At 74.3% G+C, this 20,923-nt stretch carries 23 protein-coding genes; 9 read left to right on the forward strand and 14 right to left on the reverse strand.

Translation table 11 applies throughout. The annotated features are described in order from the left end of the window. Complete coding sequence (locus ABD944_RS21445; protein ID WP_179834470.1) at window positions 1-675, forward strand: response regulator; 675 nt, start codon at window positions 1-3, stop codon at window positions 673-675. 13 nt (window positions 676-688) lie between these two features. Here ABD944_RS21445 and ABD944_RS21450 read toward each other — a convergent pair whose 3' ends face one another. Beyond that, entirely contained in the window at window positions 689-1,645 is a 957-nt protein-coding gene (locus ABD944_RS21450) for a quinone oxidoreductase family protein (RefSeq protein WP_345179090.1), read from the reverse strand. 26 nt (window positions 1,646-1,671) lie between these two features. Beyond that, complete coding sequence (locus ABD944_RS21455) at window positions 1,672-2,418, reverse strand: SDR family oxidoreductase (RefSeq protein ID WP_345179092.1); 747 nt, start codon at window positions 2,416-2,418, stop codon at window positions 1,672-1,674. A gap of 46 nt (window positions 2,419-2,464) precedes the next feature. On the opposite strand from ABD944_RS21455, the gene ABD944_RS21460 reads away from it, so the two are divergent. After that, complete coding sequence (locus ABD944_RS21460; RefSeq protein WP_345179093.1) at window positions 2,465-3,688, forward strand: acyl-CoA dehydrogenase family protein; 1,224 nt, start codon at window positions 2,465-2,467, stop codon at window positions 3,686-3,688. Next, window positions 3,685-4,350 (forward strand): TetR/AcrR family transcriptional regulator, encoded by a 666-nt coding sequence (locus ABD944_RS21465; protein WP_345179095.1) that lies wholly within the window; start codon window positions 3,685-3,687, stop codon window positions 4,348-4,350. The genes ABD944_RS21460 and ABD944_RS21465 overlap by 4 nt, the downstream gene beginning before the upstream one ends. 31 nt (window positions 4,351-4,381) lie before the next feature. Here the strand turns inward: ABD944_RS21465 and ABD944_RS21470 are convergent, their stop codons facing one another. Next, window positions 4,382-5,401 carry an ROK family transcriptional regulator gene (locus ABD944_RS21470; RefSeq protein WP_345179096.1) on the reverse strand — a complete coding sequence of 340 codons (1,020 nt, stop codon included), beginning with the start codon at window positions 5,399-5,401 and terminating at the stop codon, window positions 4,382-4,384. Between the two features lie 76 nt (window positions 5,402-5,477). Between ABD944_RS21470 and ABD944_RS21475 the strand changes: the two genes are divergently transcribed. Continuing rightward, window positions 5,478-6,665 (forward strand): MFS transporter, encoded by a 1,188-nt coding sequence (locus tag ABD944_RS21475; RefSeq protein WP_345179099.1) that lies wholly within the window; start codon window positions 5,478-5,480, stop codon window positions 6,663-6,665. Between the two features lie 79 nt (window positions 6,666-6,744). Here ABD944_RS21475 and ABD944_RS21480 read toward each other — a convergent pair whose 3' ends face one another. From ABD944_RS21480 to ABD944_RS21515, 8 genes are all read right to left on the reverse strand, one after another. After that, window positions 6,745-6,948, reverse strand: a complete 204-nt coding sequence (locus ABD944_RS21480; protein WP_067639228.1) for a cold-shock protein — start codon at window positions 6,946-6,948, stop codon at window positions 6,745-6,747. Between the two features lie 193 nt (window positions 6,949-7,141). After that, a complete protein-coding gene (gene kynU, locus ABD944_RS21485) occupies window positions 7,142-8,392 on the reverse strand; it encodes a kynureninase (RefSeq protein ID WP_345179100.1) in 1,251 nt (416 codons plus the stop codon). Then, window positions 8,389-9,435, reverse strand: coding sequence for an amidohydrolase family protein (locus ABD944_RS21490; RefSeq protein WP_345179101.1), 1,047 nt, complete (start codon window positions 9,433-9,435; stop codon window positions 8,389-8,391). Before ABD944_RS21490 ends, kynU begins: the two co-directional genes overlap by 4 nt. Beyond that, window positions 9,428-10,000 (reverse strand): 3-hydroxyanthranilate 3,4-dioxygenase, encoded by a 573-nt coding sequence (locus ABD944_RS21495; RefSeq protein ID WP_345179103.1) that lies wholly within the window; start codon window positions 9,998-10,000, stop codon window positions 9,428-9,430. Before ABD944_RS21495 ends, ABD944_RS21490 begins: the two co-directional genes overlap by 8 nt. After that, window positions 9,997-10,440 carry a RidA family protein gene (locus ABD944_RS21500; RefSeq protein WP_179848452.1) on the reverse strand — a complete coding sequence of 148 codons (444 nt, stop codon included), beginning with the start codon at window positions 10,438-10,440 and terminating at the stop codon, window positions 9,997-9,999. Before ABD944_RS21500 ends, ABD944_RS21495 begins: the two co-directional genes overlap by 4 nt. Beyond that, window positions 10,440-11,183 carry a 2-keto-4-pentenoate hydratase gene (locus tag ABD944_RS21505; RefSeq protein ID WP_345179106.1) on the reverse strand — a complete coding sequence of 248 codons (744 nt, stop codon included), beginning with the start codon at window positions 11,181-11,183 and terminating at the stop codon, window positions 10,440-10,442. The genes ABD944_RS21500 and ABD944_RS21505 overlap by 1 nt, the downstream gene beginning before the upstream one ends. Beyond that, window positions 11,183-11,968, reverse strand: a complete 786-nt coding sequence (locus tag ABD944_RS21510; protein WP_345179108.1) for a 2-keto-4-pentenoate hydratase — start codon at window positions 11,966-11,968, stop codon at window positions 11,183-11,185. Before ABD944_RS21510 ends, ABD944_RS21505 begins: the two co-directional genes overlap by 1 nt. 11 nt (window positions 11,969-11,979) lie before the next feature. Beyond that, window positions 11,980-13,416, reverse strand: coding sequence for a 2-hydroxymuconic semialdehyde dehydrogenase (locus ABD944_RS21515; RefSeq protein WP_345179110.1), 1,437 nt, complete (start codon window positions 13,414-13,416; stop codon window positions 11,980-11,982). A gap of 211 nt (window positions 13,417-13,627) precedes the next feature. Between ABD944_RS21515 and ABD944_RS21520 the strand changes: the two genes are divergently transcribed. The 5 genes from ABD944_RS21520 (at window position 13,628) to ABD944_RS21540 (ending at window position 18,185) form a co-directional block, all read left to right on the forward strand. Next, window positions 13,628-13,915 (forward strand): hypothetical protein, encoded by a 288-nt coding sequence (locus ABD944_RS21520; protein ID WP_345179112.1) that lies wholly within the window; start codon window positions 13,628-13,630, stop codon window positions 13,913-13,915. A gap of 112 nt (window positions 13,916-14,027) precedes the next feature. Beyond that, the gene (locus ABD944_RS21525) at window positions 14,028-14,348 is read left to right on the forward strand and encodes a hypothetical protein (protein WP_345179113.1); all 321 of its coding nucleotides are present in this window, start codon (window positions 14,028-14,030) and stop codon (window positions 14,346-14,348) included. Then, the gene (locus ABD944_RS21530; protein WP_345179117.1) at window positions 14,339-15,376 is read left to right on the forward strand and encodes an MvdC/MvdD family ATP grasp protein; all 1,038 of its coding nucleotides are present in this window, start codon (window positions 14,339-14,341) and stop codon (window positions 15,374-15,376) included. The genes ABD944_RS21525 and ABD944_RS21530 overlap by 10 nt, the downstream gene beginning before the upstream one ends. Further along, the gene (locus ABD944_RS21535; protein ID WP_345179118.1) at window positions 15,376-17,211 is read left to right on the forward strand and encodes an ABC transporter ATP-binding protein; all 1,836 of its coding nucleotides are present in this window, start codon (window positions 15,376-15,378) and stop codon (window positions 17,209-17,211) included. The genes ABD944_RS21530 and ABD944_RS21535 overlap by 1 nt, the downstream gene beginning before the upstream one ends. Before the next feature lie 44 nt (window positions 17,212-17,255). Beyond that, window positions 17,256-18,185, forward strand: a complete 930-nt coding sequence (locus tag ABD944_RS21540; protein WP_345179119.1) for a LysR substrate-binding domain-containing protein — start codon at window positions 17,256-17,258, stop codon at window positions 18,183-18,185. Here ABD944_RS21540 and ABD944_RS21545 read toward each other — a convergent pair whose 3' ends face one another. The 3 genes from ABD944_RS21545 to ABD944_RS21555 form a co-directional block, all read right to left on the reverse strand. Further along, window positions 18,186-19,055, reverse strand: a complete 870-nt coding sequence (locus tag ABD944_RS21545; protein ID WP_345179121.1) for an alpha/beta hydrolase — start codon at window positions 19,053-19,055, stop codon at window positions 18,186-18,188. Window positions 19,056-19,188: 133 nt separating this feature from the next. Then, window positions 19,189-19,941, reverse strand: coding sequence for an amino acid ABC transporter ATP-binding protein (locus tag ABD944_RS21550; RefSeq protein WP_345179220.1), 753 nt, complete (start codon window positions 19,939-19,941; stop codon window positions 19,189-19,191). A 38-nt stretch (window positions 19,942-19,979) separates the two neighbouring features. Then, window positions 19,980-20,912 carry an amino acid ABC transporter permease gene (locus ABD944_RS21555; protein ID WP_345179221.1) on the reverse strand — a complete coding sequence of 311 codons (933 nt, stop codon included), beginning with the start codon at window positions 20,910-20,912 and terminating at the stop codon, window positions 19,980-19,982. Between the last annotated feature and the right edge of the window lie 11 nt (window positions 20,913-20,923).

Genomic DNA, 20,923 nt, shown 5'->3' on the forward strand with positions numbered 1-20,923 from the left:
GTGACGATTCGGGTGCTGATCGCCGACGACCAGGTGATGATCCGCGACGGGCTCGCGGCGCTGCTGTCCTCCGATCCCGGGATCGAGGTGATCGGGCAGGCGGGCAACGGCCGCGAGGCGGTGGAAATGGCCCGCCGGCTCGACCCGGACGTGGTCGTCATGGACATCCGGATGCCCGAGATGGACGGCCTGGCCGCCACCGCCGAGCTGGCCGGCTCCCCCGACCCGGACGCGGACCCGGCCGGCGCCCGGCCGAAGGTGCTCATGCTGACCACCTTCGACCTCGACGAGTACGTCTACGAGGCGCTCGGCGCGGGGGCCAGCGGCTTCCTGCTGAAGGACGCCTCGGCGGCGGACCTGGTGAACGGCGTGCGGGTGGTGGCGGCGGGCGACGCGCTGCTCGCCCCGTCCATCACCCGCCGGCTGATCGGCGACTTCGCGCGCCGGCGCCGCCACCAGCGGCCGAGCCCGAAGGCGACCGCGGGCCTGACGCCGCGCGAGCTGGACGTGCTGCGGCTCATGGCCCGCGGCCTGTCCAACGCCGAGATCGCCGCCGAGCTGGTGCTGGCCGAGCAGACGGTGAAGACGCACGTCGGGCACGTGCTGACCAAGCTCGGGCTGCGCGACCGCACCCAGGCCGTCGTCTACGCCTACGAGAACGGGCTCGTCGGCTAGCGGCGGGCGCGGCTCAGCGCGACGGGTCGAGGACGAGCTTGCCGGTGGTGCGGCGGGCGCGCAGGTCCTCGTGGGCCTGCCGCGCCCCGGTCAGCCCGTACTCGCCGCCGGCGACGACGCGGACCACGCCGTCCGCGGCGAGGGCGAACAGCTCGTCCAGCGCCTGGCGCATCACGTTGCCGGGGAGCTGGAAGACGTGCGCCAGCCACATGCCGGAGATCGTGGTGGAGTGCGACATGAGCGTGGCGGGCCGGACGGGCGAGGGCTCCGTGCGCGACGCCATGCCGTAGAAGGCGAGGCGGCCGAACGGGGCCAGGGCGCGCAGGCTCTGGTCGGTCACCGTCCCGCCGGTCATCTCCAGGACGGTGTCGACGCGCCTGCCCTCGTTGGCCTCGATCAGCGCCCGGGTGAGGTCGGGCACGCCCGCGTCGATCGCGACGTCGGCTCCGAGGTCGAGGGCGAGCTGCCGCTTGCGCTCCGACGAGGCGGTCGCGATGACCCGCCCGGCGCCCCACGCCTTGGCGAGCTGCACGGCGATCGTCCCGACCCCGCCCGCGGCGGCGTGCACGACGACGGACTCGCCGGGCTCCAGGTGGACGCTGCGGCGCAGCAGCACCCACGCCGACGCCCCCTGGACGATCATGCCGAGGGCGGTGACGTCGTCGATCTCGTCCGGGACGTCCCAGGCCAGCGCCTCGGGCGCGACGGCCTTCTCCGCGTAGCCGCCGCTGCCGACGAGCGCGACGACGCGGCGGCCGTCGGGCGTGGCGCCCACGACCTCGCCGCCCGGCACCATCGGCAGTGTGGACTCCGAGAGGTAGCTGTTCTCGGCCTGGTGGGTGTCGGCGTAGTTGACGCCGGCCCGGGAGACGTCGATGAGCAGGTGCCCCGGCCCGGCGGCCGGCTCGGGAAGCTCGGCGACGGTCAGGACCTCGGGACCGCCGAACTCGGTGATCTGTATCGCGCGCATGACTCTCCTCGGAAGCTCTCGGATGCTCAGCGGGGGCCGGGGACGCCGCGGAAGCGGAACGGCTCGGACGGGCGGCCCGGCACCACGTACCACGCCTCGCCGGCGCCGCCGGCGTCCAGGATCCGCATGAACGCCTCGACCACGTCCCCCACCTCCAGGATCGGGAAGCCCGTCTTCTGGAGGTGCCCCTTCATCGGGGTCAGGATGTCCGTGTCGGCGAAGGAGGGGCACAGCGCGTTCACGCGGACGCCCTCCTCGGCGAACGCGGGGCCGAGGGCGCGGACCAGTCCGACCACGGCCGCCTTGTTCGCGCCGTAGACCGGGTCGAACGGCGTCGCCGTGAGCGCGGCCATGCTCGCGGTGGCCACGATGTCGCCGCCGCCCCGGGCGCGCAGCGCGGGCAGCGCGGCGTGCGCGCCGAACACGACGCCGTCGAGGTTGATCCCCATGGCCCGCCGGTACGCCGCGAGGTCGAAGTCGTCGCCGACGCCCCCGCCGCCCGCCACCCCGGCGTTGAGGAACGCCACGTCCAGACCCCCGAAGCGGTCGACGGCGGTCGCGACGGCAGCCTCGCTGTCGGCGGGGTCGCGCACGTCGCAGCGGACGAAAGCGCCGTCCAGCTCCTCCGCGAGCGCGTCCCCGGCCTCCACGTCGACGTCGGCGAGCACGACCCGCGCGCCCTCGCGGGCGAGGCGGCGCGCCACCGCGGCCCCGATTCCGTTGGACCCGCCCGTGACCAGTGCGACCTTGCCGGTGCCGTCGAAGGGTGCCATGGGGGACTCCTCCCGAAGTAACTGACTCGTCAGTTACTCTAGCGGAATGGACTTCGGTTTGAGCGAGCGGGCCCGAGACCACCTCGGCCGCCTCCAGGACTTCATGGACTCCCACGTCTACCCGGCCGAGCCGGTCTACGCGGCCCAGCGGGCGGAGCTGCGCGCGGCGGGCCGCGAGCACCACGTCCCGCAGGTGGTCGAGGACCTCAAGGCCGAGGCGCGCGGGCGCGGCCTCTGGAACCTGTTCCTTCCCGACAGCGAGGACCCCGCGCACGGCCTCTCGGTCACCGACTACGCCTCGCTCGCCGAGCTGACGGGCCGCTCCCCCAGCCTGGCGCCGGAGGCCATCAACTGCGCGGCGCCCGACACCGGCAACATGGAGGTCCTGCACCTGTTCGGCACGCCCGAGCAGAAGGAGCGCTGGCTCGCGCCGCTGCTGAGGGGCGAGATCCGCAGCGCGTTCGCGATGACGGAGCCGGACGTGGCGAGCTCGGACGCCACCAACATCTCCACCCGCATCGAGCGCGACGGCGACCACTACGTCGTCAACGGCCGCAAGTGGTGGATAAGCGGCTCCGCCGACCCGCGCTGCAAGATCATGATCGTGATGGGCAAGACGGACCCCGAGGGCCACCCCTACCGGCAGCAGTCGATGGTGCTCGTGCCGCTCGACGCGCCCGGGGTGGAGGTCGTCCGGCCGCTGCCCGTGTTCGGCTACCAGGACCAGCACGGCCACTGCGAGATCACCTTCACCGACGTCCGCGTCCCGGTGGAGAACCTGGTCGGCGAGGAGGGCGGCGGCTTCGCCATCGCGCAGGCCCGCCTCGGCCCCGGCCGCATCCACCACTGCATGCGCGCGATCGGGATGGCCGAGCGGGCGCTGGAGCTGATGTGCGAGCGCGCGGTGTCGCGCGTCGCCTTCGGCGGGCCGCTGGCCAAGCAGGGCGTGGTGCGCCAGCAGATCGCCGAGTCGCGGATGGCGATCGAGCAGGCCCGGCTGCTCACCCTCAAGACAGCCTGGCTGATCGACGAGCACGGCGTTCAGGCCGCCCGGTCCGAGGTCGCCGCGATCAAGGTGATCGCCCCGCGCGTCGCGCTGGACGTGGTGGACCGGGCGATCCAGGTGCACGGCGGCGCCGGCGTCAGCGACGACACCCCGCTCGCCGCGATGTGGGCCGGGCTGCGCACGCTGCGCCTCGCGGACGGCCCGGACGAGGTCCACGTGCGGAGCGTGGCCCGCGCCGAGCTCGGACGGTACCTCGGCACATGACGGACGGCACGGGGGAGGCGGCGCCGGGCGCGCGGCGGCGCATGCCGCACGCCCGGCGGCGCGAGCAGCTGCTCCAGGCGGCGCTGGCGGAGTTCGGACGGCGCGGCTACCACCTGACCCAGATGGAGCACGTGGCGTCGGAGGCGCAGGTGTCCAAGGCGCTGCTGTACCAGCACTTCACCTCCAAGGAGGAGCTGTTCGCCGAGGTCACCGAGGCGATCGTGGCCGAGCTCACCGGCCGGCTGAACCGGGCCGTGCTCGCCGCGCACGGTTCGGCGGACGGCATCCGGGCGATGATCCGGGTGCTGTTCGACTACGCCACCGAGGAGCCGGACGCGTGGGCCCTCGTGGTCCGGCACCTCGACAAGCCCGAGGTGGGCCTGGAGCTGCGGGAGCTGCGGGACCGGCTCGGCACCGCGTTCGCCGACCTGCTGCTGCGCCGCCGCCGCGCCGACCCGGCGCTGTCGCCGGCGGCGCTCGCGGTGAACGAGCGGCGGGCGCGGCTGCTCGTCCCGCTGATGTACGGGTCGATGCTGTCGATGGTGTCGTGGTGGCTGGAGCATCCCGACACGCCGCGCGAGCGCGCCGAGCAGATGGCCGTGGAGTTCATCTGGCTCGGCCTGGACCGGCTCCGGGCGGGCGAGCGCCTGCCGAAGGAGTGAGCGGCCCGGGGCCCGGCGGCGCCCGGCCGGCCTAGCCGAAGACGTCGTCGCGGACGAGGTCGAGGGCGGTGAGCACCGCGCCGCGCAGCACGGCGTCGCCCTCGACGCGGCTCGGCCGCACGTCGGTGGCGGCCGGGCTGAGGAGGCCCAGGTGCGCGGCGACCAGGCCCGCGAGCCGGTCGCCGCCCGCTCGGCCGAGCGCCCCGCCGAGCACCACGAGCCCCGGGTCCAGGACGGCGACGAGCACGAACACCGCCTCGGCGATGCGCCCGGCGATGGCCTCGTCGCCGAGACCCGCGACGGCCTTCTCGTCGAGCAGGGCGCAGAAGTCGGTGCCGCCGACCTTCAGCAGGCCCACCTCGCCCGCGCCGCCCGACGCGCCGCGCCGCAGCCGCCCGTCGAGGAAGAGCGCCCCGCCGACGCCGTCGTCCAGCCAGAGCAGCGCGAAGTCGTCGCGGCCGGCCGCCGCGCCCTCCCGGTGTTCGGCGATGGCGCCGAGGTTGACCTCGTTCTCCACCAGCACCGGGGCGCCCAGCCGGTCGCGCAGGGCCGCGCCGAGGTCGGGCCGGCCGCCGGGGACGCCGCTGTCGGTGGCGCGCCCGGTGCGCGGGTCGATCAGCCCGGGGGTCCCCAGCACGACCGTGTGCAGGGCGCGGCCGCCGGCCGCCTCGGTCACCGCGTCGGCGACGAGGGCGCAGAGGTCGGGGGACGAGGGCAGCGGGCGCGAGGCCGATCCCGCCGGGTTCCCCGCGATGTCGGAGACGCTGACGTGCACGGCGTCGCGGCGCAGGTCGACCCCGGCGACGTGGGCGCGGTCGGCGACCAGCCCGTAGAGGCGGGCGTTCGGGCCGCGCCGGTCGGCGCCGGTCTCCCCCGCCGCCTCGATCAGCCCGCCGGCCCGCAGCCGCTCGATCAGGTCGGACACCGTCGGCCGCGACAGCCCGGTCAGGGTCCGCAGCTGCGGCGCGGTCAGCGGCCCGCGCTCCAGCAGCAGGTCGAGGGCCAGCCGGTCGTTGATCGCGCGGGCCATCGTCGGGTCGGCGGTCTTCACGGCCCCCATGCTAGTAGGCAGGGAACCTGCCCGATCCGCTTTTCATCAGGAAGGCTGCCTGTTAGTTTTTGAGATCATGAACTCCCCCCACCGCGCCATCGCGGTCGTGTTCGCCCTGCACGGCGCCGTCGCCGGCACCCTCGCCACCCGCATCCCCTGGATCCAGGACCGGCTCGACCTGTCCCCCACCCTGCTCGGCGCGGCGCTGCTCTGCCCGTCCGTGGGCGCGTTCATCGGGATGCCGACCGCGAGCCGCATCGCGCACCGGATCGGCGAGCGCCGCGCCACCCGCCTGCTGATCGCGGCCTGGTGCGCCGCCGGGGCGCTGCCCGCGCTCGCTCCCGCCCCCGCCTTCCTGTTCGCGGCGATGCTGCTGTTCGGGGCCACCGCCGGCATGTCCGACGTGGTGATGAACGCGCACGCGGTGTCGGTGGAGCGGCACCTGGGGCGGCCGGTCATGTCCGGGCTGCACGGCCTGTGGTGCGTCGGCAGCCTCGTCGCGGGCGGCATCGGGATCCTGGCCGCGCACGCGGGCGTCGACGCCCGGCTGCACCTCGGCCTGGTCGCGGCCGTGCTGCTGGCGGTGGGCGCGCCGGCGGGCCGCGGGCTGCTGCACGTCCGGCCCTCCCCCGGCGCCCCGGCGCCGCGCCGCTTCGCGCTGCCGACCCGGGCCGTTCTGGCCATCGGCGTCGTCGGCTTCTGCGCCACGTTCGCCGAGGGCGCCAGCGCCGACTGGACGGCCGTCTACCTGACCGAGGTGGCGGACGCGGGCCCCGGACTGGCCGCCGCCGCGTACACGGTCTTCATGTCGTGCATGGCGGGGACGCGGCTTCTCGGCGACCGGCTGGTGCGGCGCCTCGGCCCGGCCCGGGTCGTCCGGTGCGGAGGCGTGGTGGCCGTCCTCGGCGGCGCGCTCGTGGTGGCGTCCCGCGAGCCCTGGCCGGCCATCGCGGGGTTCGCGCTGCTCGGCGTCGGCGTGGCGACCGTGGTGCCGCTGGTGTTCGCGGCGGCGGGCGCCGCCGGCGCCACCCCGGGCGAGGGCGTCGCGGGCGTCGCGACGATCACCTACCTGTCGGGGCTGACCGCGCCCGCCATCACCGGCTGGACGGCCGGGGCGCTGTCCTACCCGGCCGCGTTCGCTCTCATCACCTGCGTGGTCGCGGTGATGACCGTGACGGCCGGGGCCCTGAACCCGCCCGGCGGCGGTGCGGCCGGGCGACCCGCGGCCGCGGCCTCCGGCCGCGCCGAGAAGGCGGTGCCCTAGGCGGGCGCACGGCCGGTGGACGTGCGAAAGGCCGGGAACGCGCGAGCGCTCCCGGCCTCAGCTGAGATCCGGCGGGACCTTAGAGCGGGTAGACGCCCTCGGCCTGCGGGCCCTTCTGGCCCTGGGTGATCTCGAACCCGACGCGCTGGTTCTCGTCGAGGCTGCGGTAGCCGTTGGTCGTGATCGCCGAGTAGTGGACGAACACGTCGGGGCCGCCGCCGTCGGGCGCGATGAACCCGAAGCCCTTCTCAGCGTTGAACCACTTCACGGTGCCTTCGGCCATGGTCTTTCCCTTCCGGGTAAAACGTCTCCGGCCCGCCGGTCGACGGGGCCGGGCTGCAAGCGGACTCACTCACGCCCGCCGGTCACCCGGAGAAAACGCTTCGAGACTGCTTGGCGCCGGCCGGCCGGGCCGACGCCATCGTGCAACGCAGACGAACTTACCCGATGCGGGGCGAGCCCATGCACCGACACACCTAAAGAAGATCCGCGAGGGCCGCGGCGGCGCGGTGGCAGTCGTGGAACGTGCAGTACAGCGGGACGGGCGCGAGGCGGACGACATCGGGCTCGCGCGCGTCGGCGACGACGCCGTGGGCCTCGGCGAGCCGCCGGACGAGCCCGCCCGCGTCCGCCCCCCGCACCGACAGCTGCGCGCCGCGCGCCGACGGGTCGGAAGGCGTGACGACCTCGGCGCCGATCCCGGCGAGCCGGTCCGCCAGGTAGCCGGTCAGGCGCCTGCTCTTGGCGCGCAGCGCGTCCATTCCCACCCGGTCGAAGATCTCCAGGGAGGCCAGCACCGGCGCCAGCGCCATGATCGGCGGGTTGGACAGCTGCCAGGCGTCGGCGGAGGCGGGCGGCGCGATGTCGGGGTCCATCCGGAACCGGACGGCGGGGTCGGTGCCCCACCAGCCCGCCAGCTTCGGCACGGAGGCGTCCCGCACGTGCCGCTCGTGGACGAAGCATCCCGCGACGGCGCCGGGTCCGCCGTTGAGGTACTTGTAGGTGCACCAGGCGGCGAAGTCCACGTCCCAGTCGTGCAGCCGCAGGGGGACGTTCCCGGCGGCGTGGGCGAGGTCCCAGCCGACGACGGCGCCGGCGGCCCGGCCCGCCTTGGTGATCGCCGCCATGTCCATGAGCTGGCCGGTCAGGTAGTTGACCCCGCCGAGCAGGACGAGCGCGACCGTGTCGCCCTCGCGGTCGAGGAACGCGAGGACGTCCTCGGTGCGCAGCGCGTCCTCGCCGTCGCGGGGCCTGAGCCGCACGACCGTCGCGGCCGGGTCGAGCCCGTGGTGGACGGCCTGGCTCGCCACCGCGTAGGAGTCGGACGGGAACGCCGCGTCCTCGATGACGATGCGGGTGCGCGTCCCGGCGGGCCGGTAGAAGCTCGCCATCATCAGGTGCAGGTTGACCGTCAGCGAGTTCATCGCGACGACCTCGTGCGCAAGCGCGCCCACGAGGCGGGCGGCGGGCTCGCGGAGCAGCTCGTGGTACGCCACCCAGGGGCGGCGGCCCTGCGTGTGGGCCTCGACGGCGAGCCGCGCCCAGTCGTCCAGCTCCTCGCGGAGCAGCCCGGCCGCGCTCTTCGGCTGGAGCCCGAGCGAGTTGCCCGCGAAGTAGGCGGCCTCCGCGTGCGGCCCGCCCGGCGCGGGCGGGATGAGGAACTCCCCGCGCAGCGTGGGCAGCGGATCGGTCTCGTCGAGGCGCCGCGCCTCGTCCTCCAGGGTCACTGCGCCATTCCTTCGGTGGTCACCAGGTCGAGGGCGGGCGCGAAGAACGCCTCCGCGTTGCCGCCGAGCAGCAGGGCGCGCTCGGCGTCGTCCAGACCGGGGCACGCGCGGATCGTCGCGCCGGGGTCCTTCTCGCCGAGCGGGAACGGGTAGTCGGTGCCGAGCATGACCCGTTCGGGGCCCATCACGTCCACCAGCAGGCGGAGCGCGCGAGGGTCGAACACGGCCGAGTCGACGTGGAACCGGCCGACGTACTCCGACGGGGGGCGCGGCGAGTCGGCGCGCACGATGTCGCGGCGGTGCCAGGCGTTGTCGGCCCGCCCGAGCAGGAACGCGAAGCTGCCGCCGCCATGGCAGAAGCACAGCCGCAGGGACTCGGGGAGCCGTTCGAACGCGCCCGACAGCATCAGCCCGAGGATGCTCAGCTGCGTCTCGGCGGGCATGCCCGCCAGCCACGGCAGCATGTGGCCGCGCATCCGGTCGGCGCCGAGCATGTCCCACGGGTGCGCGAGGACGGGCAGGCCGAGTTCCGCGCAGTACGCGAGGAACGCCGTGATCCCCTCGTCGTCGAGGTTGCGGTCGCCGACATGGTTGCCGATGTGGACGCCGCGGTGCCCGGCGGCGGCCGCCCGCTCGGCGACCGCGCAGGCGAGCTCAGGATCCTGGAGCGGCACCTGGCACAGCGGCAGGAGCCGGTCGGGGGCGTCCGAGCAGAACGCCAGGATGCGGTCGTTCACGAAGTCGCACCAGTCGGCGGCGCGGGACGGCTCGGCCGCGTACCCGAACATCAGCGGCGTGGACGAGACGGCCTGCCGGTCGACGCCCGCGGCGTCCATGTCGGCCACGCGGCGCGCGGCGTCCCAGAGCGCCTCCCCGACGGGGCGGTACTCCGCGTCGCCGCACATCATCATGCCGGCGCCTCCGCCGTCGACCCGCAGCCACGGCTGGCCCTCGTCGGCGAGCATCCGCCCCTCGTCGCGGCCGATCACCGGGAAGACGTGCGTGTGGACGTCGAAGACCGTCACCGAGGCCCCGTCAGACACGGGGCGCCGTCGTCGGAGTCATGGACCGCGGCCACTGGCGGCCCGGGTGCACCGCGCCGCAGTTCGGGCACTTGCGGTCGCCGCCGTAGAAGCGCTCGAAGGCGGGCGGCAGGTCGTCCACGATCGAGCGGACCTGGAGCTCGGCGCGGTGGACGAGGTGGTGGCACTCGGTGCAGTACCACTCGAACGCCTCCGTGAGGCCCTCCGGGCGCGGGATCTCCACGACCAGGCCGATCGACCCGGGCTCGGGCCGCTGCGGCGAGTGCCGGACGTGCGGGGGCAGCAGGAAGACGTCGCCCTCGTTGATCTGCAGGTCGGTGGGCGGACGGCCCTCCTCCTCCATGACCCGCAGCACCATGTTGCCCTTGAGCTGGTAGAAGAACTCCTCGGTCGGGTCGTCGTGGAAGTCGGTGCGCTGGTTGGGCCCGCCGACCACCATGATGATCAGCCCGGCGTCGTCGAAGACCTGGACGTTGCCGACCGGCGGCTTCAGCAGGTCCCGGTGCTCCTCGATCCAGGCGTCGAAGTTGAACGGCCGTCCGAACGACAGCTGGGGCAGGGTCATGCTCCGCCCTCCTTTCCGGTCCGCGTCGCCTGCGGGATGTGCGCGACGCACGAGATCTCGATGAGCAGGTGCGGGTGCGGGAGCTGGTGGACGGCGACGGTCGTGCGGGCGGGCCCGGTCTCGTCGAAGTACTCGCCGTAGACCTCGTTGTAGCCGCCGAAGTCGTTCATGCTCACCAGGTAGGTGGTGACGCTGACGACGTCGGACAGGCCGCCGCCGGCCGCCTCCAGCAGGTCGCGGATGTTCTCGATGACGGCGCGGGTCTGCTCCCGGACGTCGAGGTCGGTGACGCCCATCGCGTCGGCGCTCGCCCCGGCGAACGTCCCGTCCGGGCGGCGCGAGCTCGTCCCGGACACGAAGACCAGGTCGCCGGCCCGACGCAGGTGCGGGAACCGGCCGCGCGGCGGGGCCTTGCCCTCGACGAGGATCGCGTCGTCCATCAGGTCGTCACCTCCACGGCGCCGAGGCCCGCGCCGACGACCCGGACGTGGGCGTCCTTCGGCAGCGGGACCGCGGCCGTCGCGGCGCCGGCGAGGACGATCCAGCCCGGCTCCAGCGTCATTCCGGCGCCGAGCGCGAGCCGGGCCGCCGCCCGCAGCGACCGCGCCGGGTCCCCGAGGATCGCGGCGGACGAGCCCGTCTGCACCGGCCGGCCGTCGATCTCCAGCAGCAGCCCGGCGTTCGACAGGTCGCGGGGCGCGTGCCAGGCGCCGACGCCGAACCGCGCCGCCGAGGCGTTGTCGGCGATGACGTCCGGGAGCGTGAACGCGAAGTCCTCGTAGCGGGAGTCGAGCACCTCGAACCCGACGGCGACGCCCGCCACGGCGGACTCGACCTCGGCCGCGGAGCGGACCTCCCGGCCGATCAGATAGGCGATCTCGGGCTCGATCCGCGGGTGGATGAGGCGGGACACGTCCACCGAGGACTCGGCCGCCATGCCGTCGGTCAGCAGGCCCCAGATGACGTCGTCCACGCCCATCTGGACCATCTTGGCGCGGCTGGTGAACCCCATCTTCACCCCGGCGAGCCGCTCGCCCCGGCGGCGCCGCCGCTCGATCCCGGCGCGCTGCACCGCGTACGCCGTCGCCACGTCCAGCGGCGTCCGGGCGGTCAGCTTCGGGATCGCCCGGACGTCCCGGGCGGCCTCGTCGAGCGCCGCCGCGAGCGCGTGCACGTCCGCCATCAGGACTCCTCCTTGCCGAAGGCGACGCGGACGTCGCCGAGTCCGTCGATGCGCGCCTCGAACACGTCGCCCGGACCGGCCGGGACCACGGGGCCGAGCGCGCCGGTCAGGACGGTGTCGCCGGCGCGCAGGGGGCGGCCGACGCGGACGAGGGTGTCGGCGAGCCAGAGCGCGGCGTTCAGCGGGTGCCCGAGGCAGGCGGCGCCGTTGCCGGTCGAGACCTGCTCGCCGCGCCGCTCCATCACCATCCCGCACAGGCGCAGGTCGACGTCCGCGAGCGGGACGGGGCGGTTGCCGAGCGCGTACATGCCGGAGGAGGCGTTGTCGGCGACCGTGTCGGCGAGCGTGATGTCCCAGTCGCGGACGCGGCTGCCGACCACCTCGATGGCGGGCAGCGCGAACGCCGTCGCGCGGATGACGTCGGCGGCGGTGTGCCGCTCGTGGGTCAGGTCGCGCTCCAGCACGAGGGCGACCTCCGCCTCGGCGCGCGGCTGCAGCACGGCGCCGGCGGGGATCTCCTCCCCGTCCGGGACGGCCATGTCGGCGAACAGCATCCCGAAGTCGGGGCTGTCCACCCCGATCTGCGCCTGGACGGCGCGCGACGTCAGGCCGATCTTGCGGCCGACGAGGCGGCGCCCCTCCCCCAGCCAGCGGTCGGTCAGCCGGTCCTGGACGGCGTAGGCGTCGTCCGCCGTGGTGATCAGGTCGCGGACGGGCGCGCACGGCGTGCCGCCGGCGTGGGCGCCGAGGAGCCGCTCGGCGGCGGCCTCGATGTTCGTGGTCACTGGGCTCGCTCTCAGATCTGGACGCAGACGTTGACGGGTTCGGAGAAGAAGTCCAGGGAGTACTCTCCCCCCTCCCTGCCGATCCCGGAGGCCTTCACGCCGCCGAACGGGGTGCGCAGGTCGCGCAGGTTCCAGCAGTTCACCCAGACGATCCCGGTCTCGACGCGCGGCGCGACCCGGTGCGCGCGCGACAGGTCCCGCGTCCACACCGTGGCGGCGAGCCCGTAGGGGCTGTCGTTGGCGAGCGCGAGGGCCTCGTCCTCGGTGTCGAACGGCGCGACGTGGCAGACCGGCCCGAAGATCTCCTCCCGCACCGCCCGGGCGGTCTCGGGGAGCCCGGTGAGGACGGTCGGCTCGACGTGGAAGCCGCCGTCCCGGGCGTCCCCGAACCGCGGGGCGCCGCCGCCGGCGACGACCGTGGCGCCCTCCTCGCGGGCGAGCCGGAGGTACGACAGGACCTTGTCGCGGTGCCCGGCCGAGATCATCGGGCCGTAGCCGTCCAGCGCGCGGGCCCGCTCGCCGAGCCTCGCGACGAACTCCTCGAAGACGGGGCGCTCCACGTAGACGCGCTCGGTGCACAGGCAGATCTGCCCGGAGTGGGTGAAGGAGGAGCGGACCGTCCCGTCGACGGCGGCGTCCAGGTCGGCGTCGGCGAAGACGAGCGCGGGGTTCTTGCCGCCCAGCTCGAACGAGACGGGGGTGACGTGGTCGGCGGCGTTCCGCATGATCGCGGCGCCGGTGGCCGACTCGCCGGTGAACGCGATCGCGTCCACCCCGGGGTGCCCGGTGAGGAACTCACCGGCCGCGCCGGGGCCGTGCCCGTGCACCAGGTTGAACACCCCGCCGGGCAGGCCCGCCTCGTCGATCACCCGGGCGAGCAGCGTCGCGGTCGAGGGCGTCTCCTCCGAGGGCTTGGCCACCACGGCGTTCCCGCACGCGAGCGCGGGCGCGATCTTCCAGGTCGACAGCAGCAGCGGCAGGTTCCACGGCGAGACGACCGCCACGACCCCGAGCGGCCGCCGCACCGTGTAGTTGAGCGCCTCGCCCGTCCCGGAGCTCCACCCCGGGACGCGCGTGGTGTAGGCGCGCTCCGGGCGCCCGTACAGCAGGTCGGCGTAGGCGCGGAAGTTGCCGACGGCGCGGGGCACGTCGACGGTCTCGGCGAACGCGCGGGGCCGGCCGGTGTCGGCGACCTCGGCGTCCACGAACTCCTCGAACCGCGCCTGGATGCCGTCGGCGACGCGCCGCAGCGCCGCGGCCCGCTCCTCGGCGGCCATCGCGCCCCAGGGGCCCTTCAGCGCGGAACGGGCCGCGGCCACGGCGTCGTCGACGACCTCCCGCGTGGCCTCGGGGACGGAGCCGAGCTCGGTGCCGTCCGCGGGCGCGATGAGGGGGAAGGCCGGACCGTCCGAACGGAACACCCCGCCGACGTAGTGCTCAGCCTTCATCCGTCCCCTCCCGCGTGGCTCGACTCCCCGATACTCGCCCGCGAAGCTATGCCTGGCAAATACCAAATCCCCCTGCGGCTATGACCGAACGGCTATGCCCGGCCCTCCCCGTCCGCTGGCCGGATACGGACATGACCGCGCCTTGCCGAGGCCGGTGATCCATGTCACTTTGATCTTGTGATCGCCGGTGATCTCCGGGAGGCCCGCTGTCATGACCCGCGGCACCGGCCCGCTGGACCCGCCCCCCTTCCTCCGTCTCGACCCGCCCGAGCTCGACGGCGGTGACCTGGTCGTCCGCGCCAGGCCGACCGAGTCCCGGGCCCGAACCCGCACCAGCCCCCGCGCCCCGCTGGCCTACCTCTACGAGCGCCCCGACGAGCACGAACCGGAGCGGACGACGAGACTCGCGGCGGGCCACTACGACCGCACCAGCCTGACCTGGACCTTCTCCGGCGACATCCCGGGGATCATCGGGATCACCGAGCCGACCTCCCCCTAGCGGCGCCCACGGGTCCTCCCCCGCCCTCCTCGCTCCCCCTCGCGCGCTCCCGCGTCGTCCCCGCACGCCCGAATGTCGGACCCGCATGTCCGCCCAGCAGAAAGGCACGCCCATGCCCGGAACACTGACCAGGCCCGCGCTCCGCACCACGCGCGCCTTCATCTCCCCCGACCACGCCGGGTTCGACCCGGCGGCGGTCCCCACCCCGGACGGTGACGAGCGGCCGTTCGGCTACGCCTACTCCACCCCGTGGGGCACGCCCGACGACGGCGCCCCGGCGGCCGACCCGCAGGCGGGCCACTACGACCCCGTGACCCAGACCTGGGTCGGCCCGGACGGCGAGGACGTCACCGCCGGCTACAGCTCCTACACGACCACGGGATCAGGCGTGCCGCCCTGGGGCGACAAGATCCTCGACGACGTGTGCGCCTGACGGTGGGCGGCCAGGCCGAGGTCCTCGTCCTCACGCAGGACTTCGACCCCACGGTCGACCCGGTCGTCCGGAGCCTCACGGCGAAGGGCGCCCGGGTCGTCCGGGTGGACACCAGCTACTTCCCGCGCAGCCTGAGCTTCACCACGTCCGACTTCGACGGCGCCGACCGGGCGGTGATGCGCCACCACGACGGCGAGATCGACCGGGAGGTCGACCTTCGCGCCCTGGCGGGCGTCTGGTACCGGCGGCCCACCGCCTTCGACTTCGGCGAGGAGATGGGCGAGGCCGAACGCGAGTTCGCCCGCCACGAGGCCCTGCACGGCATCGGCGGCATCCTGCGCTCGACCGACTGCCTCTGGATGAACCGCCCCGACCTGGACGCGGTCGCCGACCTCAAGCCGTACCAGCTCAAGCTCGCGAAGGAGGCCGGGCTCCGCGTCCCGCGGACGCTGCTGACCAACGACCCCGACGAGGTCGCCCGGCTGGTGAAGCAGGAGGGCGAGGGGTCGCTCGTCTACAAGTCGCTCAGCGGCGGGGTGGTCCACTATCCCGGCGCGTTCCCCTCCGGCCTCTACACCGCCGTGCTCGGCGAGGAGATCCACGACCACCTCCCCCGGGTGCGGCACACCCTCTGCCAGTTCCAGGAGTACATCGAGAAGGCCTACGAGGTCCGGCTCACGATCATCGGCGACGCCTACTTCCCCGTCGTGATCGACTCGCAGGGCGCGGAGCGGACGCGGATCGACTGGCGCGCCGACACCGAGCTGCGCTACGGCGACTACCGGCCGCTGCCGGAGGACGTCGTGCGGCGCACGCAGGCGCTGATGGACCGGCTCGGGCTCGTCTACGCCGCGGTCGACTTCATCGTCACCCCGGACGGCGAGCACGTCTTCCTGGAGTCCAACCCGAACGGCCAGTTCATGTGGATGCAGAATGACCTCGGCCTGCCGCTCGGCGACCGCATCGCGGACCTGCTGATGCGGGGCGGTCCGTTCCGGCGCGGTGAGGTGGAGCAGGTCGGCTACTGATGGACGATCCGCCGCCGGTCACCGCGGCCGAGTGGACGGAGCCGCCGCAGGCCGGCCTGCGGCGGCTCCCGGGCCTGGTCCTCGGGGCCGTCCGCCTCGCGGTGGCGGCGGCGCCCCGGGAGTTCGCGCTCGTCACCGCGCTGCAGGCGGCCGGAGGCCTCGGCCTGGTGCTGCCCGTCCTCGGCGGGCGGCGGCTGCTCGACCGGGCGCTCGGCGGCGCCGACCTGGCGGCCGTCCTGGCGCAGGGCGCGGTCGTGCTCGCCCTGACCGCCCTCGTCGCCGTGGCGGTCTCGGTCGCCTCGTCCCGCGACGAGGTGCTGAGCGAGCAGCTCAACCGGTACGCGATGGGCCGGATCCTGGACGTCGCCTGCGCCGTCGACCTCGAGGAGTTCGAACGGCCCGCGTTCCACAACCGGCTGGAGCGGGCCTCGATGAGCGCGCGGATCCGCCCGCACCAGGTCGTCCAGGGCCTCGGGGCCCTCACCGGCGCGCTGATGGCCACGGCCGGGGTGGCGCTCGCCCTCGCCGCGATCGAGCCGCTGCTCGTCCCGGCGACCGTGGCGGCGGGGGCGCCGCTGTGGCTGGCGGGGCTGAAGAGCGGGCAGGTGCTGTACGGCGCGCTGTTCCGGCTGACGCCCGCGGAACGCGAGCGCAGCTACCTGCTGGACGTGCTGACCAGCCGCCGCGCGGCCGCGGAGGTCCGCGCCTTCGGGCTGGCCCCGCACCTGCGGGCCCGCTGGGAGGCCCGCACCCGCGAGCGGCTCGGCGAGATCCGCCGGACCGTCCGCCGCCGGCTGCGCATCACGCTGCTGGCGCGGGCGGTCAGCGGCCTCGCGGTCGCGGCGGTGCTCGGCCCGCTGCTGGCGCGCGCGGCGACCGGCGCCATGCCGGCGGCCGACGCGGCCGCCTCCGCCACCGCCGTCCTGCTGCTGGCCTCCCGCCTCCGCGCCGCCGCGGCGGGCACCGACCAGCTCTTCGAGGCGGCGCCGTTCGTCCGCGACCTCAGGTCGTTCCTCAGCCCGCCGGAGCGCGCGCACGCCGAGCCCGCGCCGCCGCCCTTCCAGGTGCTGACGGCCGAGAACCTCGGATTCGGCTACCCCGCGGCGTCCCGCCCCGCGCTGGACGGCGTCGACCTCACGATCAGGGCGGGCCAGGTCGTCGCGCTGGTGGGCGAGAACGGCTCCGGCAAGACGACCCTGGCGAAGCTGCTGTCGCACCTGTACCGGCCGGAGTCGGGGCGGATCCTCTACGACGGGGTCGACGTCGCGGGCGCCGACCCGGAGGAGCTGCGCGCCTCCGTCGCCGTGCTCTTCCAGGACTTCGAGCGCTACCTGCTGCCGGCGTCCGACAACATCGCCCTCGGCAGGCCCGAGCGCGCCGGCGACCGGCGGGCCGTCGAGCGGGCCGCGCTCGCCGCCGGGGCGGACCGGTTCCTGCGCGGGCTGCCGGACGGCTACGGGACGCTGCTCGGACCGCAGTTCGCCGGAGGCGTCGACCTGTCCGGCGGCCAGTGGCAGCGGGTGGCGCTCGCCCGGGCGTTCTTCCGCGACGCGCCGTTCGTCATCCTGGACGAGCCGACCGCCACCCTCGACGCCCGCGCCGAGCACGACCTGTTCGAGCGCCTCAGGGGCCTGCTCGCCGGACGCACCGTGCTGCTCATCTCGCACCGCTTCTCGACCGTCCGGACGGCCGACCACATCTACGTGCTCGCCGGCGGCCGGATCGCCGAGCACGGCACCCACGCCTCGCTGATGGCGGCCGGCGGGCGCTACGCCGAGCTCTTCGCCCTCCAGGCCGAGGGATACCTCGACCCCGCCGCCATACCCGGGCGGTGACCCCGGAGCCACCGGATATGACAGAACTGTGATAACAAGTCGGCATGCGCGCGATCGACCTGCTCAACGGACGGCTCAAGCTGCGGCACCTGGTGCTCGTCGTCGCCGTCGCCGACCAGGGCAGCGTCCTGCGGGCCGCCGAGCACCTGCGGCTCGCGCAGCCCGCCGTGACGCGCAGCCTGCGCGAGGTGGAGGGCATCCTCGGCGTCGAGCTGTTCACCCGCGGCCCGCGCGGCATGACCCCGACGATGTTCGGCGACGCGTTCGTCGAGCACGCCCGCGCCGTCCTGGCCGAGCTCCGCCGCGCCGGCGAGCGCATCAGCGGCCTGGCCGACGGCGAGGTCGGCACGGTCACGATCGGCACGCTGCTCGCGGGCTCCAGCGTCCTGCTCCCCCGCGCGATCGCCGCGCTGAAGCGGGACCGTCCCGGCGTCACCGTGATCGTCCAGGAGGCCACCTTCGACGCGCAGGTCCCCCGCCTGCTGGACGGCGAGATCGACCTGATCCTCGGCCGCCTCAACCCGATCGGGGACCTGCGCGGCCTGCGCCAGATCACCCTCTACGGCGAACCCGTCCGCCTCGTCGCCCGCCGGGGCCATCCCGCGCGCTCCGTCGCGGGCCTCGGCCTGGCCGACCTGCTCGCCTACCCCTGGGTGCTGCCCCTGGAGCAGACGGCGCTGCGGTCGGAGCTGGAACAGGTCTTCCGCGCCGAAGGCCTGGACCCGCCCGGCAACCTGGTCGAGTGCACGTCGGTGCTGACCGTCCGCACCCTCGTCCGCGACACCGACATGATCGCCGCCCTTCCCGAGCTGGTCGCGCGGACCGACGCCGACATCGCGCCGCTGCCCGTGCCGCTGGAGACCGTCCGCCGCCAGGTGGGCGTCACGCTGCCCGCGCACCGCGCCCCGACTCCGTCGGCCCGGCTGATGCTCGACCATCTCCGCCGCGCCGCCGCCGAGATCACCGCAGGCTGATCACACCGCGCGGACCAGGTCGACGAGCGCCCGGCCCACCGCGGAGTCCGGATCCGCCAGGTCGAGGACCACGTCGAAGTGGTCGCGGCCCGGCACGACCATCAGGTCTCCGGCGTCCCAGTGCGGATGGAACAGCCGGGACTGCGCGAGGAAGCCCTCCCCGTCGTCCTGGGCGACGACGAGGACGGCCGGGCAGCGGTACGGCGCCGGCAGCAGCGCCGGGCTCAGCGCCGCGGCCCGCGGCAGGTCCAGCCGCACGGCCTCGTTGACGTAGACGCGGGTGATCGGGCGGATGTCGAACAGCCCGCTGAACGGCATCGCGGCCTTGACGACGTCGGCGGGCAGCCCGAGCGGCTCCTGCCAGCCGCCGACCATCGTCATCCCGGTCAGGTGCCCGCCCGCCGAGCTGCCGCCCACCACGATGCGGTCGGGGTCGAGTCCGTGCTCGCGCCCGTGCCGGTGCACCCAGGCCACGGCCGCCCGCACCTGCCGGACGATCTCCTCCAGCGTCGCCTTCGGCGCCAGCGTGTAGTCGGGCACCACGGTCGCGACGCCCTGCTCGTGCAGCATCCTCGCCATGAACGACGACACGTCCCGCGACAGGGCCATCCAGTAGCCGCCGTGCAGGAACACGAACACCGGCCGCAGCCCTTCGCCGGCGCCCCAGACGTCGAGCCGCTCCCCGCTCGCCTCGTCGTAGACGATCCCCGGGCGCCCGGGCAGCCCCTCGACCGCCGCCTCCGACATGGCCCGGTACCGGGCCATGTGCCGGTCGAACAGCTCGGGACCGGCCTTCCTGCGCACGTTGTAGGCGACGTCCAGTTCCTCGTCGCTCAGCTGACTGCCCGGCCAGTCGCCCAGATCGTCCACGAACGCACCTCCGCTCCAGGACCAGCCTCCCGTCCGCCCGGGAGACGATCAAATACCCTTCCCGGCCTCGCGGTATCACGCCTTCGCCATACCCGGCCGGCGGCCCCCGCCGCGCCGGCCGGGCGGCGGCCGGTCAGAGCACCTTGCTGAGGAAGGCCTTCGTGCGCTCGTTGCGCGGGTGGTCCAGGACCTCCGAGGGGCTGCCGGACTCCACGATGACACCGCCGTCCATGAAGACGACGCGATCGGCGACCTCGCGCGCGAAGCCGATCTCGTGCGTGACGACGATCATGGTGAGGCCCTCCTCGGCGAGGGTCTTCATGGTGTCCAGCACGTCCCCGACCAGCTCGGGGTCCAGTGCGGAGGTCGGCTCGTCGAACAGCATCAGCTTCGGCCGCATCGCCAGCGCGCGGGCGATCGCGACGCGCTGCTGCTGCCCGCCGGACAGATGGCGGGGGTAGCCGCCCGCCTTGTCGGCGAGGCCGACCTTGGCCAGCAGCTCGCCGGCGCGCGCCCGGGCCTCGGCGCGGGAGTCGCCGCGCACGCCGGTCGGCGCCTCCATGACGTTCTGCAGGACGGTGAGGTGCGGGAACAGGTTGAACTGCTGGAACACCATGCCGATCTCGCGGCGCTGCCGCGTGACCTCGCGCTTGCGCAGGTGCCGGGGCTTCCCGCCGGACACGCTGAACCCGATCAGCTCGCCGTCCACGTGGACCGAGCCGCCGTCGATGGTCTCCAGGTGGTTCACGCACCGCAGGAACGTCGACTTGCCCGAACCGGACGGCCCGAGGATCACGACGACCTCGCCGGTGCCCACGTCCAGGTCGACGCCCTTCAGTACCTCCAGGTGTCCGAACCTCTTGCGGACGCCGCGCGCCCGCACCATCGGGACGACGGCCGTCGGCGGTTCCTTCTCCAGCGCGGTCACGGCGACACCTCCGGGGCGGGACGGCGGCGCCGCATGAGGACGAAGTCCCAGAAGCCCTGCCGGGCGTCGCGGGTGGCGCCGCGCGAGTAGTGGTGCTCGATGAACGACTGCCCGACGTACAGGATCGAGGTGATCACCAGGTACCAGAGGCAGGCGACGAGCAGCAGCGGGATGGTCTGGAACGTCCGGTTGTAGATGGACTGGACGGTGTAGAGCAGGTCGGCGAGGGCGATCACGCTGACCAGCGAGGTGGCCTTGAGCATGTTGATCACCTGGCTGCCGGTCGGCGGGACGATGAACCGCATCGCCTGCGGCAGCACGATCCGCCGGAAGGTGCGGGCGCCGCCCATGCCGAGCGCCTGGGCGGCCTCGGTCTGGCCGGGGTCCACGGCGAGCAGCCCGCCGCGGATGATCTCCGCCATGTAGGCCGCCTCGTTGAGGCCGAGCCCGAGGATGGCGGCGATCAGCGGGGTGATGAGGTGGTTGGTGTCGCCGTGCAGGAACTCCGGCCCGAACGGGACGCCGACCGACAGCCGCGGCAGCAGCGCCGACAGGTTGTACCAGAGCACGAGCTGCACCAGCACGGGCACGCCGCGGAAGAACCACACGTACAGGCCGCACGCGGCGCGCAGCAGCGGGTTGTCCGAGAGCCGCCCCACCGCGAGCATGACACCGCCCGCGATGCCGACCGCCATCGCGATGACGGTCAGCTCGAGCGTGATGGCGATGCCGTCTCCGATGATGGAGGCGTTCATGTAGCGGCCGACGACGTCCCACTGGAAGTTGTCGTTGGTCCACAGCAGGTGGGCGAACTGGGCGGCCAGCACGAGCACGACGAGCGAGGCGAGCCACCGCAGCGGGTGCCGCACGTGCGCCGCGCCCGTCACGTCGACGTCGCCGACGGTGCCGCGCGGATGCTCCTTGGTCATGGTCACCTCGG

The sequence above is a fragment of the Actinomadura verrucosospora genome, assembly GCF_039540335.1.
In the GTDB taxonomy this organism is placed as follows: Bacteria; Actinomycetota; Actinomycetes; order Streptosporangiales; family Streptosporangiaceae; genus Spirillospora; species Spirillospora verrucosospora.